General features: G+C 42.4%; 10 protein-coding genes, 1 tRNA gene and 1 pseudogene. 4 read left to right on the top strand and 8 right to left on the bottom strand.

Annotated features, from left to right (window positions below; genetic code table 11):
• The gene (locus KTR06_RS02635; protein WP_217289940.1) at positions 1 to 1,851 is read right to left on the bottom strand and encodes a 2-oxoacid:acceptor oxidoreductase subunit alpha; all 1,851 of its coding nucleotides are present in this window, start codon (positions 1,849 to 1,851) and stop codon (positions 1 to 3) included.
• 203 nt (positions 1,852 to 2,054) lie between these two features.
• Between KTR06_RS02635 and KTR06_RS02640 the strand changes: the two genes are divergently transcribed.
• Positions 2,055 to 2,126 (top strand) — tRNA-Arg (locus KTR06_RS02640).
• Between the two features lie 173 nt (positions 2,127 to 2,299).
• On the opposite strand, the gene secDF is transcribed toward KTR06_RS02640, so the two are convergent.
• The 5 genes from secDF to KTR06_RS02665 form a co-directional block, all read right to left on the bottom strand.
• Positions 2,300 to 5,311, bottom strand: a complete 3,012-nt coding sequence (secDF, locus tag KTR06_RS02645) for a protein translocase subunit SecDF (protein ID WP_004317186.1) — start codon at positions 5,309 to 5,311, stop codon at positions 2,300 to 2,302.
• Between the two features lie 165 nt (positions 5,312 to 5,476).
• Complete coding sequence (locus KTR06_RS02650; protein ID WP_217289953.1) at positions 5,477 to 7,561, bottom strand: M3 family metallopeptidase; 2,085 nt, start codon at positions 7,559 to 7,561, stop codon at positions 5,477 to 5,479.
• Between the two features lie 31 nt (positions 7,562 to 7,592).
• Positions 7,593 to 8,678, bottom strand: coding sequence for an endonuclease/exonuclease/phosphatase family protein (locus KTR06_RS02655; protein ID WP_004317192.1), 1,086 nt, complete (start codon positions 8,676 to 8,678; stop codon positions 7,593 to 7,595).
• 4 nt (positions 8,679 to 8,682) lie between these two features.
• The gene (locus KTR06_RS02660; protein ID WP_049701324.1) at positions 8,683 to 9,588 is read right to left on the bottom strand and encodes a rhomboid family intramembrane serine protease; all 906 of its coding nucleotides are present in this window, start codon (positions 9,586 to 9,588) and stop codon (positions 8,683 to 8,685) included.
• On the bottom strand, positions 9,569 to 10,246 hold the full coding sequence (locus KTR06_RS02665) for a rhomboid family intramembrane serine protease (RefSeq protein WP_049701323.1): 678 nt from the start codon (positions 10,244 to 10,246) through the stop codon (positions 9,569 to 9,571). The genes KTR06_RS02660 and KTR06_RS02665 overlap by 20 nt, the downstream gene beginning before the upstream one ends.
• Before the next feature lie 221 nt (positions 10,247 to 10,467).
• Here KTR06_RS02665 and KTR06_RS02670 point away from each other — a divergent pair, with 221 nt between their 5' ends.
• The 3 genes and pseudogenes from KTR06_RS02670 to KTR06_RS02680 all read left to right on the top strand — a co-directional run.
• The gene (locus tag KTR06_RS02670) at positions 10,468 to 10,740 is read left to right on the top strand and encodes an HU family DNA-binding protein (protein WP_004296482.1); all 273 of its coding nucleotides are present in this window, start codon (positions 10,468 to 10,470) and stop codon (positions 10,738 to 10,740) included.
• An 83-nt stretch (positions 10,741 to 10,823) separates the two neighbouring features.
• The gene (gene argS / locus KTR06_RS02675) at positions 10,824 to 12,641 is read left to right on the top strand and encodes an arginine--tRNA ligase (protein ID WP_120067287.1); all 1,818 of its coding nucleotides are present in this window, start codon (positions 10,824 to 10,826) and stop codon (positions 12,639 to 12,641) included.
• Between the two features lie 61 nt (positions 12,642 to 12,702).
• Positions 12,703 to 12,966: pseudogene (locus KTR06_RS02680) on the top strand (low temperature requirement protein A); the annotation flags it as partial.
• A 202-nt stretch (positions 12,967 to 13,168) separates the two neighbouring features.
• Here KTR06_RS02680 and KTR06_RS02685 read toward each other — a convergent pair.
• Positions 13,169 to 15,178, bottom strand: coding sequence for an LruC domain-containing protein (locus KTR06_RS02685; protein WP_120067286.1), 2,010 nt, complete (start codon positions 15,176 to 15,178; stop codon positions 13,169 to 13,171).
• 79 nt (positions 15,179 to 15,257) lie between these two features.
• A complete protein-coding gene (gene topA / locus KTR06_RS02690) occupies positions 15,258 to 17,603 on the bottom strand; it encodes a type I DNA topoisomerase (RefSeq protein WP_120067285.1) in 2,346 nt (781 codons plus the stop codon).
• Positions 17,604 to 17,633: the final 30 nt, after the last annotated feature.

Here is a 17,633-nt window from a genome sequence, read left to right on the forward strand (position 1 = left end):
TTATTCCTCCAATAATTTAGTGAATGCATCTATCAATTCTCTCGTAACGAAAGGCTGTCCTTTCACTTGGTTGAACTGGCTGATGTTCAATCCGGGCACTTTCATGCGCAAATAACCTGCGAATTGTCCCAGATTCTGTTCAGCTACCACGATTTTCTTGTATTTATGCAATACATCGGCTGTGTTCTTCGGCAGCGGGTTGATGTACTGGAAGTGAGCGAAAGCCACTTTCTTTCCATGTTCGCGCATATAGTCCATAGCCAGACGAAGATGTCCGTAAGTGCCGCCCCAGCCAACAATCAATAAGTCTGCATCTTCGTCACCCAACACTTCGAGTTCGGGGATATAGTCTGCAATTTTATCCACTTTGGCCTGACGCAGATGAACCATCTTATTGTGGTTTTCGGGTTCGGTAGAGATCGCACCTGTTTCATTGCTCTTTTCAAGACCACCGATGCGGTGCATGAATCCTTCAGTTCCCGGAATTGCCCAGTAACGTGCACCGGTTTCTTCATTGCGTTGGTATGGAGTCCAGTTACCAGCCATGTCCGGAGTCACGTATGGAGGATTGATGGCAGGATATTCATTTAAGTTAGGAAGTTTCCAAGCTGCCGAGCCGTTGGCTACGAAAGCATCCGTCAGTAATACAACCGGAGTCATGTGTTCCAGAGCAATCTTACATGCCATGTATGCGGCATCAAAACAGTTCGTTGGTGAAGTTGCGGCAATCACCGGCATCGGGCTTTCACCATTACGTCCGTAAAGAGCTTGCAATAAGTCTGTCTGTTCTGATTTAGTAGGCAAACCTGTTGACGGACCGCCACGTTGCACATTTACAATCACTAATGGAAGTTCGCCAATTACAGCAAGGTTCATGGCCTCACTCTTCAAACAAACACCGGGCCCGGAAGTAGTCGTTACAGCCAAAGCACCGGCAAAAGCGGCACCAACGGCAGAAGCACAACCCGCGATTTCATCTTCGCACTGTACGGTTTTTACTCCCAGTGATTTATGTTTAGCTAATTCGTGCAGAATATCAGTGGCCGGAGTGATAGGATAAGAACCCAAGTAGAGTTCCAGACCTGCTTTCTCGGCAGCAGCAATCAAGCCATAAGCAGTTGCTTTATTTCCGTTGATATCTGTATAAAGTCCTTTTGATTTCGGAGCTTTACTTTCAATCTTATAAGTAGAGACAGAAGCATGTGTGTTGGCACCATAGTTGAAACCATCGTTTAATACCTTAATATTAGCTTCTGCAATTTCGGGCTTCTTGGCGAATTTCTCACGCAACATTTTTTCAGCAGCGGCAAGGTTGCGGTTGAACAACCAGCAAACCAATCCGAGTGCGAACATGTTCTTACAACGGAGTGCTGATTTATTGTCTAGTCCGGAATCTTTCAGGCTCTCTTTACACATGGAAGAGATGGGAACTTCAAGTACTTCCTGTTTTACGCCTAATTCCTCAAAAGGATTGTCAGTCTTGAATTGTGCCTTTTCCAAATCTCTGGCTTCGAATGAGTCGGAGTCGGTAATGATAAGTCCTTGCGGTTTACAGAATTTGATTTGTGTTTTCAGTGCGGAAGGATTCATAGCCACCAATACGTGGCAACGGTCTCCGGGAGTGTAAACTTGTCCGGCGCCGATGTGGACCTGGAAACCGGAAACACCGGTTAGCGAACCTTGCGGGGCGCGGATGTCTGCCGGATAGTCAGGGAATGTACAGATGTCATTTCCCACTGTAGCCGACACGTTCGAGAAGATGTTGCCGGCCAGCTGCATACCATCGCCGGAGTCGCCGGAGAAACGTACTACTACTTCCTCCAATTCTTTAACCATCATTTCGTCTGCCATAACTTTAATTACTATATTTAATTTAAAAACTGATTTTACTTTCAATTTGTGAGCGCAAAGGTCGGAAAGTTAATCGAATTATCAAAATAAATCCTACTTTATTGTCCTATTGACGCCAATTATTTGAAATATCTGAAAGGAACCTGCATTTTTATTCTTGTTAAATCGACAGAAACCGTTATCTTTGCAAGCAAATTTGAAGCGGCCTTGTAGTTCAACGGATAGAATAGAAGTTTCCTAAACTTTAGATAGGGGTTCGATTCCCCTCGGGGCTACTACAGAAGAATCTATGAGAGTGGTATTGTTTTGCTTTCATATTGTATCAAGTTTTAAGTGTAACAATAGCTTCTTTTAAGATGAACGTCTTATAGCTTCTATTTGTTTTAATAATCAATAGAAAAAGCCTCTACCGAATGTTCGGAAGAGGCTTTTCTATTTGTGGAGTTTATTATTCTTCCGTAGCTGGTACTACGACTTTTTTGTTCTTCATCATGTTGTATGCAATTGGAGATGCAATAAACAATGAAGATAATGTACCGATAACAACACCCAGGATCATTGCGAATGCAAAGCTGCGGATTGAATCACCACCAAGGATGAAGATACACAGCAATACGATCAATGTACTTAATGATGTATTGATGGTACGAGCCAGCGTTGTGTTCAGAGAGTCGTTGAACAATACTCGTTTGTCACGTTTCGGATATAAACCGAAGAACTCACGTACACGGTCGAAGATTACCACCTTATCATTAATAGAGTAACCGATAGCTGTCAGGATAGCACCAATAAATGTCTGGTCGATTTCCAGAGAGAATGGCAGGATACCCCAGAACAGTGAATAGGCACCGATAATCATAATGGTGTCGCAACTCAAAGCTACGATAGAACCGATACTGTAAGCAATGTTGCGGAAACGGAGCAAGATATACAAACCGATGGCGAGCAGTGCCAATACTACAGAGTAGATAGCGCCTGTCTTGATGTCATCTGCGATACTCGGACCTACTTTCTGTGAGCTTACGATACTACCACCTGTGTGATTGTCACGGTCGATGAAAGTTTCCAATGTGATATTCTGAGTCAATACCGGCTTCAAGGTTTCATATAGATATGATTCGATTTCAGAGTCTACATTGTTGCCTTCATCTTCGATACGGTAGTTTGTACTGATACGTACGGTCTTTTTGTCTGTACCGATAGCAATAACGCTTACGTTGGCGTCGCCAAATTTGCTAGAGATCAATTCACGAACTTGTTCCGGTTCTACAGGATTCTCAAATTGTACCTTAAAGTTACGTCCACCAGTGAAGTCGATACTCTGACTCAAACCACGGATGGCAAATGAACCGATACAAACAACGATGATTGCACTGACGATAATAAGGGACTTTTTGTTTGTACCCATAAAATCGAAATGTGTATTGGTCATCAGATTCTTTGAAATCTTGGTTGTGAATGTCAGGTTCAACCACTTGTCTTTGTTCATGAAGTGTTCATAAACAATACGAGTAATGAACACTGCAGTAAAGAAGGATACCAAGATACCGATGATCAATGTCGTAGCAAAACCACGAATTGGACCGGTACCAAAGTTAAACAGGATGATACCTGTGATGATAGATGTTAAGTTAGAGTCGAAGATAGCCGAGAATGCATTTGAATAACCGTCGGCAAGTGCTTTCTTCACACCCTTACCTGCACGAAGCTCTTCTTTTGTACGTTCATAGATAAGTACGTTCGCATCCACAGCCATACCAAGTGACAATACCATACCGGCTATACCGGACATTGTCAGCGCAGCTTGGAAGGATGAAAGAATACCTAGCGTGAAGAAGAAGTTGAGGATTAACGCGCAGTTAGCAACCATACCTGGGATGAAGCCGTACATAGAGCACATGTAAATCATCAACAGAATCAGGGCTACAACGAATGAGAAAATACCCGCATTGATTGATTCTTGACCCAGTGACGGACCAACGATATCTTCCTGTACGATGTGAGCCGGAGCCGGCATCTTACCTGATTTCAATACGTTAGCTAAGTCTTTTGCTTGTTCAGGAGTGAAATGACCTGTAATCTGTGAACGTCCACCTGTAATTTCAGAGTTTACGTTTGGTGCAGAATATACATAGTTATCAAGAACGATAGCAATGGAACGGCCAATGTTCTGCTTAGTCAACTGAGCCCAGCGGCGTGCACCGTCAGAGTTCATTGTCATGCTTACAGCCGGTTTGCTGTATTGGTCGAATTCATCTTTCGCATCTGTTACTACGTCACCTTCCAACGGAGCTTTGCCGTTACGTTCGGTAGACTTGATAGCGTATAATTCGAAAGTCTGTCCTTTCTTGTCAAATTCAGAAGGAGAAACACCCCATTTCAGACGAAGGTCTTTTGGAAGATCAGCTTTGATTTCCGGCATAGCCAGATATTTGTTGATGTCAGCAGTATCTTTGTAGTTGGCATAACCAATAACGGGACCTTGTCCGCTAGAATTCAACTGAAGTATGGACAGCAAAGGATATTGCTTTTTGATTTCTTCCATATTTGCGGCAGACTTATCTTCAGCAGTTACGTCACCTTTCAGGGCAGCTGCAAGGCTGTCGGCAGCACTTACAGTTTTTTTCTCAACCGGAGTGGCTTCGGTAAGGACTGCTTCAATAGTATCTGTATCAGCTGTTGTTCCTTCAGCTAAAATAACACGCAATTTGGCGTCTGCAGATTGCATGGCAGGAAGAACTTCTCTAGCTGTATAAGTTTCCCAGAACTCCAGATTGGCAGAACCTTGGAGAAGTTTTCTCACACGTTCCGGCTCTTTGATACCCGGAAGTTCCACCATGATACGTCCCATTTTGTCTTCCAGGCTCTGGATGTTCGGCTGAACAACACCGAAACGGTCGATACGGGTACGAAGAACGTTGAATGAGTTTTCAACAGCAGCCTTTACTTCTGCTCTCAGCACTTTTTCAACTTCTGCATCTGATGATTTCTGGTTAACTTTATCTTTCAACTGTTGTGTTGCGAAAAGTTCGGAAAGTTTTGCGTCCGGAGCAATTTTGTGGTATTCTCTGATGAACAGGGTGATAACATCATCCTGACTGTTGACAGCCTGTTTTGCAGCTGTCGCCAATGCGTTGTTGAAAGCTTCGTCAGGCTTGTTGTCTGCCAATGCTTTGATAACATCAGGTACGGAAACTTCAAGGATAACGTTCATACCACCCTTCAGGTCCAAACCTAAACTAATCTCCATCTCACGACATTGTTTCAGTGTCCAGTTCCACAGCATTACTTTCTCGTTAGAGAGAGAGTCGAGGTAGTCTTGTTCCACTTTCGGGTCGCCGTTCGCAATTTCTTTCGCCTTGTTGGTATAATGGCGTGTTACGAAGGAGAAGGAGAGGTAGAACACGCATACCAGCGTGAGTAATACCGCAAAAACCTTTACAAATCCTTTGTTTTGCATTTTACTTTTAATTTATGATGATTACTTTTTTAATTTAATTTTCAGTTAAATTCTGTCGTACACAAGTTCTTTTTGCCGTATACAAGGCTGCAAATATAGTTTTTTTTTCACATTCATGTGTAATAAGCCCTCAAATATTTGATGTTTAAGGGCTTTTTTACTGAATTATTTCATTCCTCTGTTTTTCAGTAGCGGTTCCAAGCTTGGTTCCGCTCCACGGAAATTCCGGTAAAGCACCATCGGGTCTTCGCTGTCGCCCTTCTCCAATACGTTGTGACGGAAGAGGTCGGCGGTGTTTTTATCAAAGATACCATGTTCTTTAAAGGCTTCAAAAGCATCATTATCCAGTACATTGGCCCATAGGTAGCTGTAGTATCCGGCTGCGTAACCACCAATGATATGATTGAAGTAAGTCACGCGATAACGCGGTGCTATTTCGGGGATGAGACCGAGCTTGTCCATGGCTTCTTTTTCGAATGCAAGCATGTCTATATTCTTTACATCTGTTACGGTGTGCAGGTTCATGTCGAGGATGGCGGCAGCCAGTAATTCGGTAGTCATGAAGCCCTGATTGAAAGTCTTCTGTTGCAGTATCTTTTCGATGATTTCGTCGGGTATCACTTCTCCTGTCTGATAATGTTTGGCATACATTTTCAGTACTTCCGGTTCAGTAGCCCAGTGTTCATTGATTTGAGAAGGAAGTTCTACAAAATCGCGCACTACATTAGTGCCTGATGTTCCTTTGTATTCACATTTTGTCAGCAGTCCGTGCAGAGCGTGCCCAAATTCGTGGAACAAAGTTTCTACTTCATCCATTGTTAATAGAGAGGGAGTATCGCCTACCGGTTTGGTAAAGCTGCAAACATTGCATACTAACGGACGGGTATCTCCGCGTTGTTCGCGGTAGTTGCTCATCCATGCGCCGCCACTTTTTCCGGAGCGTGGGAAATAATCGACGTAGAAGATACCGAGTTGCGAACCGTCTGCGTCTTTCACTTCAAAGACTTCCACATCAGGATGGTAGGTAGGGACACCTTCGAGCTTGGTAAGAGTGATACCATATAGCTTGTTGGCTACAGTGAAAGCGCCATTGCGCACATTCTCCAGCTTGAAGTAAGGTTTTGTATCTTCTTCGGACAGGTTGTATTTTTCTTTCCGTAGTTTTTCGGTATAATACCACCAATCCCATGCTTCCAGTTTTTCTCCTTTGCCTTCCTTATCCATTAATTTCTGAAGTTCGGTAGCTTCCGCTTTTGCTTTTGGCAGTGCATAGCTCCAGAGATTGTTCAGAAGATCCATTACGCTGTTGGCGTTCTTTGCCATCGTTTCGTCGAGAACGAAGTTTGCATAGCAGTCGAAACCTAATAATTTAGCTTTTTCCAGACGGAGAGAAACGATCTTACGGATATTTTCCTTGTTATCGTTTTCGTCGTTGTTGTTACCGCGGTTGATGTAAGCTTTGTATATTTGTTCCCGAAGCGGGCGATTTTCTGAATATTGCAGGAAAGGCAGGCGGCTGGCATTATGCAGGGTGAATAGCCATTTTCCGGGTTGTCCGGCTGCTTTTGCTTCTTCAGCGGCGCTTTGGCGGAACCATTCGGGCAATCCTGCCAGATCTTCTTCTTTGTCAACGAAGAGTTTGAAAGCATTATTCTCATTCAGTATATTGTTGCTGAAAGTAATGCCGAGTGTAGAAAGTTCCTTGTTGATTTCGCGGAGGCGGGTTTGGTCTTCGGCATTAAGGTTTGCTCCGGAACGGACAAATCTTTTATAAGTCTTGTCCAGCAGACGTTCTTGTTCCGATGTCAGGTTCAGCGAATCCTTCTTTTGATAGACGTCGTTCACGCGCTTAAACAGTTTCTCGTTCAGAGAGATATTATCATCATGTTCTGAAAGAACCGGTGCCAGTTTGATGGAAAGTGCGGTTAGTGAGTCAGTCGTTTCCGCATCTGTCATATTGAAGAAAATGGCGCTCACACGGTCCAAGATAGGTGCGCTGTTATCCAAAGCTACAATTGTATTTTCAAATGTCGGAATTTCCGGACTTTCGATGATAGCTTCGATGTTTTGATTCTGCTCTTCTATCCCTTTCAGGAAGGCGGGTTCATAGTGCTCCAATTTAATCTTGTCGAAAGAAGGAACACCGTACTGGGTTTGAAACTCTGTAAAGAAAGGATTGCTTTCTGTTTTCGTAGCACAGGAGTACATCATACAACTTACTGCTAAAATGGTTAGTGTCTTTTTAATCATCATAAGTGTTTTTTATTAGAGTTTTCAGTTCTCATCGTTTACTGATATAGCACCAAATCGGATAGTGGTCTGATGCTTTGATAGACCGGTCTACCGTGCAATTGTAGGCTTTCAGGTTGGGGCTGATCAATATATTGTCGATGCGGAAATAGAACTTGTTCTGATTGTAGGAAATGCCCAATCCTTTACCGGACTGTGTGAACGCATCATCTAGTTTTTGAGTCAGGATGCGATGTGTATACGAGATAGAACCGTCGTTGAAATCGCCGCATACGATAGTTGTCGGATATTTACATGCTGCAATGGCTTTAGCCACAGAATCTGCTTGTGAAGCCCGGATAGCCGATGCTTCCGCCAGTTTTCTGATTAATTGCCTAAGTCCGGTTTTTACTTTCTTGGCATTCGGGTCTTTAATCATATCCTCATACATCCCTCTGTCTTCTTTGGTGAGTTTGTTGGATTCCAGGTGGTTGTTGATTAATGTAAGAGTGTCGTTATTTACATTCAATACATATTTCATGGAACCGTTATAATTACTTTCATATTTGATGGGATGTATCGAGAGAATGGGGAACTTGGAGAAACAGGCAAGTTGCACATCTCCTTTCCCTTGTTGGTGGACGGATTGGTAAGGATAGGCTTTCAATGCTTTTTTAATATCCTGTTCCGTCAGGTATTTCTTGTTGGTAGCGGTGTTATATTCTTGCAGACAGATAATATCGGCGTTGCTATCTACAAGATAAGATAATACAGGGTTCTTTCCATCTTTCTTCTCCAGATTGTTGAAACTCATTACGTTATAGGATAGGATTTTGATGCTTCCTTCCGGTATGGTTTTAGTGGTGGAGTTAAAAGGAATATAAGTTCGTATCTGCGGAATACAAATCAGAAAACCGATGGCAGGCAAGAGTGCATAGCGGTAGTTGACGAATGCCCAGAAGCCGATAAAAATCAGATTAATCGTCAGGAATATCGGAAATGCAAGTCCCAAGCTGGAGGCAAGTGGGTTTATTTTCGGGTTAAGGTAAGGGCTATAAGCACTTAATATCAACGTTCCCACGAAGAGAGCGTTGACAGCAAGTATCAGATATGCGACAAATTTGCCAATATGTTCCATTCTTTTATCTTTTGCTTGCGTCGAACAAGCTTTTCTTTTCTTCAGTTGTCAGACTGTCATAACCGGATTTTTTTAGTTTTTCCAAAATACGGTCCACTTCATCAGACTGTGCTTTTTTGTGGGCATTGTAATCATAATCCTTCTCGCGACCGGTGGCACTGTTTCCATAGTGTACCTTCATTTTCGGTTTCCGTTTCCATGTTTTCTTCTGAAACAAGGAGATGAAACCATCCAGAATCCAGTTGATCCAGGAAGTCAAATCAGTTCCTTTATTTAGGCTGGCAGCAAACCAAAGTCCAGCAAGAGCACCGCCTAGGTGGGCGATATGTCCTCCGGCATTACTTGAAGTGATGGATAATACATCGATTCCGATGACAACCAGTGCCAGGTATTTGAGACGGATAGCGCCGAAAAGAAAAAGTTGCACCCTGTAATTAGGCTCACGATAAGCCGTAGCGGTTACGATGGCTAATACGGAAGCCGAAGCTCCTACCAATGTTGAGCCTACCACTTGCGAACTGAATAAAGGAAATACATTGTAGGCGATCATATACAGTAAACCTCCGCAGATACCTCCCAATACATATAGCCCTCTTAAATGTTTGGCCGAGAAAAAGTAGAGAAACAAACTTCCGAACCAATACAGCCAGAGCATATTGAATAAAATATGCAGGATACCGGCATGCATAAACATATAAGTAAATAGCGACCACGGTTGATGAATAAATCCGATAAAGGATGCCGGTAAGGCAAATATACCGAATATATCGGGGGTATTTACCTCAAAAAGTCGTAGGAAAACGTTAATCAACGTGCCGATCAGAAAGATGCCTACGTTGATATAAATCAGTTGGATGAAAATATTTCCTCTTCTGAATGTCTCCTTTAAATCAGCTATAATATGTCCCATTGTTATTGCTTTTTTTTCTCCAATATAAAATCAGGATCAATCCGAATAGCATTCCTCCCAGGTGAGCAAAGTGAGCGACATTATCTCCGGCGCTATTGGCAAGCCCTGCCCATAATTCAATTGCGGCATATCCTATCACGAAGAACTTCGCTTTGATAGGGAAAGGCAGCGGAAAGATGAACAACCGATTGTTAGGAAACAGCATACCAAATGCCAGCAAAATGGCGTAAACGGCTCCCGAGGCACCTACGGTGGTCATCATGTTCAGATATTGCTCCATAGGGATAACGCCATATCCGATCAAATTCACTTGTGTATGTTGGCTAAGTTCTATCACATATTGAATATATTGCACTCCTTCCTGGATAAGTCCCGCACCGATACCACAGAGAATATAGTAGAAGAGAAAACGTTTGGGTCCCCAGGTTTGTTCGAGAATCGGTCCGAACATGAAAACTGCAAACATATTAAAGAAAATGTGGCTGAATCCGCCGTGCATGAACATATAAGTGATAAGCTGTGCCGGATTAAAGTCACTTGCGAGGAAAAAATGTAATCCCAGATAATTTGTTAAATCCAGGCCGTAACGTTGGGCTACGATTGTCCCGAAAAATACTAGTACATTGATAATTATCAGGTTTTTAGTTACAGTTGGCATCATTTTAATTTCTGAATATTTAGATAATAGACGCAAAAGTACGAATAAATTCTGTTTTAAAGCATGAAAAACGCTTCCTATTAGCTCTTTTTCAATAATTTGCTGCGTTTTTTTTATGTTTTTATTTGATATGTTGTTTTGTTCGGCTATATTTGTGGAATCAATCCATTGTGGGATAATCTTTTGTGTAACAAATATATTAATTAATCATTTTACGTATTATGAATAAGTCTGATCTTATTAGTGCAATGGCTGCTGAAGCTCAAATGAGCAAAGCCGATGCAAAAAAAGCACTTGATGCTTTCATCACTTCAGTTACTAATGCTATGAAAGCTGGTGACAAAGTATCTCTCGTAGGTTTTGGTACTTTCTCTGTAAGCGAAAGAGCTGAAAGAACTGGTATTAACCCTTCTACAAAGGCAACTATTACTATTCCTGCTAAGAAAGTAGCTAAATTTAAAGCTGGTGCTGAATTATCTGCAGCTGTTGAATAAGATAGATAGTTGAAAGAAATTAGGAGAGGAGACGCGATGCGTCTCCTTTTTTTGTATCTTTGCGCGCAAGAAATAACTTGATTATGAAGATAGAAGATAAACTTGTAGCGTCCGTTATCAGCGGACTGAAAGCACTCTACGGTCAGGAAGTCCCTGAAAAGATGGTGCAAATGCAAAAAACAAAGAAAGAATTTGAAGGACATTTGACACTGGTCGTGTTCCCTTTTCTGAAGATGTCGAGAAAAGGACCGGAACAGACGGCACAGGAGATCGGTGAATATCTGAAAGCCAATGAACCGGCTGTAGCTGCCTTTAATGTGATAAAAGGTTTCCTGAACCTGACTATCGCATCGGCTACCTGGATTGAACTGCTCAATGAGATTCAGGCTGACGAGCAATATGGTCTGGTAAAAGCTACCGAAACTTCTCCGTTGGTAATGATCGAGTATTCTTCTCCGAATACAAATAAACCGCTTCACTTGGGACACGTGCGTAACAACCTTTTAGGTAACGCATTGGCTAACATTGTAGCTGCCAACGGCAACAAGGTAGTAAAGACTAATATCGTAAACGACCGTGGTATCCATATCTGTAAATCCATGCTGGCATGGAAGAAATATGGAAATGGCGAAACTCCAGAGACTTCCGGAAAGAAAGGCGACCATCTGGTAGGCGATTATTATGTCTCTTTCGATAAACATTATAAAGCGGAACTGTCAGAACTGATGGCTGGATTTACAGCACAGGGAATGAGTGACGATGAGGCTAAGGCGAAAGCCGAGGCAGCATCTCCTTTGATGCAGGAAGCCCGTGAAATGTTGGTGAAGTGGGAAGCCGGCGATCCGGAAGTACGCGGATTGTGGGAAATGATGAACAACTGGGTATACGCCGGATTCGACGAAACCTATAAAAAGATGGGTGTCAGCTTCGACAAGATATATTATGAATCCAACACCTACCTCGAAGGAAAAGAGAAGGTGATGGAAGGACTGGAAAAAGGCTTTTTCTTCAAAAAAGAGGATGGTTCCGTATGGGCTGACCTGACTGCCGAAGGACTGGACCACAAATTACTCCTCCGTGGTGACGGTACTTCTGTCTATATGACACAGGATATAGGTACGGCTAAACTCCGTTTTGCAGATTATCCGATTGATAAAATGATTTATGTAGTGGGTAACGAGCAGAACTATCACTTCCAGGTACTTTCTATTTTGCTTGATAAGCTTGGTTTCGAATGGGGTAAGAGTCTCGTACACTTCTCTTACGGAATGGTAGAGTTGCCGGAAGGTAAGATGAAGTCCCGTGAAGGTACTGTGGTGGACGCTGACGACTTGATGGAAGAAATGATTTCCACTGCTAAAGAAACTTCACAAGAGCTCGGAAAACTGGATGGTTTGACACAGGAAGAAGCGGATGATATTGCCCGTATCGTTGGTCTGGGAGCTTTGAAATATTTCATCCTGAAAGTGGATGCCCGTAAGAACATGACGTTCAATCCGAAAGAATCTATCGACTTCAATGGTAATACAGGGCCATTTATCCAATATACTTATGCACGTATTCAGTCGGTGCTCCGGAAAGCGGCAGAATCGGGTATTGTCATTCCTGAACAGATTCCGGCTGGCATTGAATTGAGCGAAAAAGAAGAAGGCTTGATTCAGATGGTGGCTGACTTTGCGGCTGTTGTAAAACAAGCCGGTGAAGATTATAGCCCGTCTATTATCGCTAATTATACCTATGATTTGGTGAAAGAATACAATCAATTCTATCACGACTTCAGCATTTTGCGTGAAGAGAATGAGGCGGTGAAAGTATTCCGTATCGCTCTGTCTGCTAATGTAGCCAAAGTTGTTCGTTTGGGAATGAACTTGCTGGGTATTGAGGTTCCTTCCAGAATGTAAGACTTTCTCTGAACAAAATATACTTCTGCGGGGTTTCTTTTATATATAAAAGGAATCCCGTATGTTTTATTCCCCCCATCCCTTACTTCGGAAGAGAGAAACGGAAACTGCTACTGTCTCTTATTCCGAACTGCTGTTTGACCTGATCTATGTTTTCTCGGTCACGCAGCTTTCACATTATTTGCTCCATAATCTTACTTGGGCAGGATTATTGAAAGAAACCATCTTGTGGTTTGCTGTCTGGATGTTGTGGTAACACACCATTTGGGTGACTAACCGGTTTAATCCGGATACCAGGCCGATTCGTATTCTTCTTTTTATCGCATATTATTGCTGTGGTTGCTTTAGCTTTACTGCTTTCCTGGCCTTATCACATTTCTTTATTGACAATGAATATCCTGGTGACATCTGTTTTTATATTTGTGATTGTGTTTGATATGTTATTTCCTGATAAAGGTTTTAAGATCAAATGAAAAAGCCAGACTAAGTTTAATCCTAGTCTGACTTTTCATTATTGTTGATGACTGTTATTTTTTAGGGTATTTGTACCAGTCTTTGGCTTGTGCCCCATTAGATTTAACCCATGTTGCAAATTTCGGATATGATTCGTCTATCCTTACGCCTTCTTCAGGGATAGGGAATTCGCTAATTGGCATATTGAGAGCAAATGGCATTAAGTCTATCGAAACATAATATAATCCCTCGTCAGGTCTGGAAACATCTTTGCCAGTGCCTAATAGTGATGGATTGGCTTTATCTGTAGGGGGATATTTTACCAAATGCACTTCTCTACCTCTGGTTTTATCTGACTCTACGAAAATAAACGGATTATAAGGTGGTAATACGTTTTTTGAGCTTACATCATTCACTTGAATTGTTACAGTATACTTTTTGTCTGCTTCTTCTTTTCCGTCAAAAATCCTCATGTTATCAAATAATAAAATTGTAGGATGAGATTGGCCGGTCTCTGTTTTCCCAGGCATATATTGAGATTTGGAGGCATAAGAAGGCCCTTCAATAGAAACGTCACTAATATCGCTGTTAGCGATGTTATGTAATTGATAGCCAAAGCCGTTTATCAAATAACCTCCTCGGTGAAACGGAGTAAATTCATCAACAATTTTGTATACTCGATTTGTCAGTATGGATTTATATACTTTACTCTTATATCGTATCATGACATCATTCATGTCATAATCTCCCTGTTCCGGCCATAAGTCCTCGAATGTCAATATTCCGGAGTAAGTGGTGTAGTTGTCTTCATCAGTTGGAACTTCAGGATCTTCGGGCAAAGGAGGAACTACTTCTTCATCAATCGCATTTTTTTCGGAAGTATGGATATAGAAAATGGCATCGCAATAATCTAAGTCTATATTATCCTCAAATCCTATTGCTACAATTTGATTGGATTCTGTATCTCGCAGTGATACGGTTCTTTGTCTCTTTATGCCATCACTTCCCGCTTTGTTCAAAATGGTAGTAGAGTATCGGGTTCCCATGCCTTGAACAAGGTCACCTTGAACGTATTCATCTAAAGGCTTGCTTCTGAATCCCATGCCTTGCAGACACCAACCAATAGTGATCCCAGCAGGAAATTTTTCTTCAAATTTACCTTCTTTTTCGTTCCAGTATTTCAATTTAACTTCATCGCCACAAACTAAAGCACCTACTCCGGCTGTTTTATAAACAGGAGAAGCATTTGGAAATGCCAGTACCTTTTGGATATTTTCCAGAGTTGGTGTTTCGCCAGTAGGATAAGTGTAATATCCCACAGTGTTGTACCAAGCGGCAGTACTATTGACAAATACAAGACTTACTTCGGTTTCTTTAGTGATAGGGATGTCTGATATCATTTTTCCGTTAAAGAATTCGGGATAGTTGTCACGAATGCTTTTCCCGTCCGTTTTTCTAAAAACGTTTTTTATATTATAAAGTACGCTGGCAGGCGGAATGTTTTTTTCTGCAGATAAGTTATTGGGACGTCCGTTGTCGTTCCAGTCTACATTGGGTAGAAGCATCCAGTCATCCTGATATTGATGCTGATTGGTTGTCACTCCTCTGCTGACGGGTGTTGATGCTTTTGCGAGTAGAGATTGAATATACTCATTTTGGTTGAAAGAAATACGGTGGCCTTCGCCAATTGTGAGTTTTACAGGCGATGCTGCACCTAAATAGTCGGATGATAACCATACTTCTGAAATATCTGCCCGTATAGTTATTCCATCTTCATTGAACGTTCCCTTTTTGCTGGTGGCGGCACGGTAGAAAGGTTCTATGTCTTTTTTCTTCCAGCTACCATCTTTATCATTTACTTCAATCGGGTCTTGATCATAAATTTCAAAAAGAACCACATAATCTTCCTTGAAGCCATAGTCAATGTCTATAGCCAGATTCTGGTTCATGTTGAAATCAAAAAAGCTTTCTTTGGGAAGTTTTTCCGGCTCTTGAAATAAATCACGCTGGTCGTCTACACAACCACATATTAATGGGGCACAAAATAGACCCATTAATGTTTTTACAAATATTGTTTGTCTCATAAGTTTTTGAAAATAAGTAAAATAAATGGCAAATATATAAAAAGATTTATATATCTGCCATCATTCTTATTTTATTTTCTTACTTCTTTTTCGAAAACTTCTTTTTTGGTGCTGGATTCGCTCCTTTTTCGTCTTGAAGCTTGATTAAGTCGAGACAACTTTTCAGCGTTAAATCCTGTGGGACAATATCTTTGGGGATTTTATAATTGGAACCTTTATAGGTAATATAAGGTCCATAGCGTCCGTTCAAAATCTCGAGTTCCGGTTCCTCTTCAAACTTCTTGATGTGGCGTTCCACTTCTTTCTGGCGTTTGTCTAAAATGAGTTGTTCCGCCTCTTCTAAAGTAACTTCCATCGGGTCGAGTCCTTTAGGGAGCGATACATATACCTTATTATGCAGGATATACGGACCGAAACGGCCTACACCGACACTGACTGTCTTTCCTTCATATTCGCCCAATGTACGAGGTAATTTGAATAATTCCAGTGCTTCTTCCAATGTAATGGTTTCCATGGATTGACCCTTCTTCATTTGTGCAAAGCGTGGCTTTTCTTCATCTTCTACAGTACCAATCTGTACAACAGGACCGAAACGGCCAATCTTAACGGAAATGGGTTTTCCTGTCTCCGGGTCTTCTCCCAGGATGCGTTCGCCTACTTTATGTTCCGTCTTGATAGCCAACGTGCTTTCTACAGACGGGTGGAACTTATCATAGAAATTCTTCATGATAGAAGTCCACTTTACTTCTCCTTCTGCAATTTCGTCAAATTCCTTTTCTACGCTGGCGGTAAAGTTGAAATCCAGAATGTCCGGGAAATATTCGGTAAGGAAATCATTTACCACAGTGCCAATATCCGTTGGTAGTAATTTAGCCTTTTCTGCGCCGGTAATTTCAGTATGACTTTCGTCTTTAATCTGATGATCCTTTAATGTCATGACATTAAACTGACGTTCTTCACCGTCTTTATTGCCCTTCTCCACATATTCACGTTGTTGGATGGTAGAGATGGTAGGCGCATACGTAGATGGGCGTCCGATGCCCAGTTCTTCCAACTTGCGTACAAGACTTGCTTCCGTGTAGCGTGGAGGGCGTTGAGTGAAACGTTCGGTTGCGATGATAGGGCCATGTTCCAACTTCTGGCCTTTCTTCAAAGGAGGAAGCAGGTGGCTTTCATCTTCCTGTTCGTTGTCGTCATCATAAGACTCACGGTACACACGCAGGAAACCGTCGAACTTAATCACCTCGCCGATAGCTGTAAATACGTCGCTGCTGCCACTTATCGTTATGGTAGCAGTTGTCTTTTCCAGTTCCGCATCTGCCATTTGTGAAGCAATGGTGCGTTTCCAGATCAAGTCATACAGTTTCTTCTCTTGCGCTGTTCCTTCAACGGATTGGTTCTCTATATAAGTAGGGCGGATGGCCTCGTGAGCTTCTTGTGCACCCTTGGTCTTGGTCTCGAAATGGCGGGGATGTACGTAGCGGTCGCCCATCATTTTGATGATAGCGTCTTTACTGCCAGCCGTTGCAAATTCCGAGAGGTTGACAGAGTCCGTACGCATGTAAGTGATGAATCCCGATTCGTATAAACGCTGCGCGAGCATCATGGTCTGCGCTACGGTATATCCCAATTTGCGTGCGGCTTCCTGTTGTAAAGTAGACGTAGTGAACGGAGCAGGAGGCGTTTTCTTGATCGGGCGGGTGGTAATATCATCGATTGTAAAGCTCGCTCCCTGACAAGCGTCGAGGAAAGCCTTTGCTTCTTTTTTTGTTTTGATACGGCGAGCTAGTTCGGCTTTCATTTCCACCAGCTTTCCATCCGCGTCCGGGACGAGGAATACGGCAGTGACGCGATAAGCAGCTTCCGTTTTGAAGGCATGTATTTCACGTTCACGTTCAACGATCAGACGGACGGCAACAGACTGAACACGTCCGGCAGAGAGTGCCGGTTTCACTTTTCTCCAAAGTACGGGAGAGAGTTCGAAACCTACGATACGGTCCAGAATCCGTCGTGCTTGCTGTGCATTTACGAGGTTGAGGTCAATGTCGCGTGGTTGTTCAATAGCTTTTAAGATAGCGCTCTTCGTAATTTCATGAAATACGATTCGTTTTGTGTTTTCCGGTTTTAGTTTTAAGACCTCATACAGATGCCAGGCAATCGCCTCTCCCTCGCGGTCCTCATCGGATGCGAGCCATACGGTTTCTGCCTCTTTAGCTTCTGTCTTTAGTGTGCTAACCAGCGCCTTTTTGTCTGCCGGGATTTCGTAGCTGGGTTCAAAATCATTATTTACGTCGATACTGAAATCTTTTTTCTTCAGATCGCGTATGTGTCCGTAACTAGAAAGGACTTTGAAATCTTTCCCCAGAAACTTTTCAATCGTTTTTGCTTTTGCCGGAGACTCGACAATGACAAGGTTTTTCTGCATAATTCTTTCTTTTATAATGGCTTGTACCAC

Origin of the sequence: Bacteroides sp. MSK.20.12, from assembly GCF_019052435.1 — a bacterium.
In the GTDB taxonomy this organism is placed as follows: Bacteria; Bacteroidota; Bacteroidia; order Bacteroidales; family Bacteroidaceae; genus Bacteroides; species Bacteroides xylanisolvens.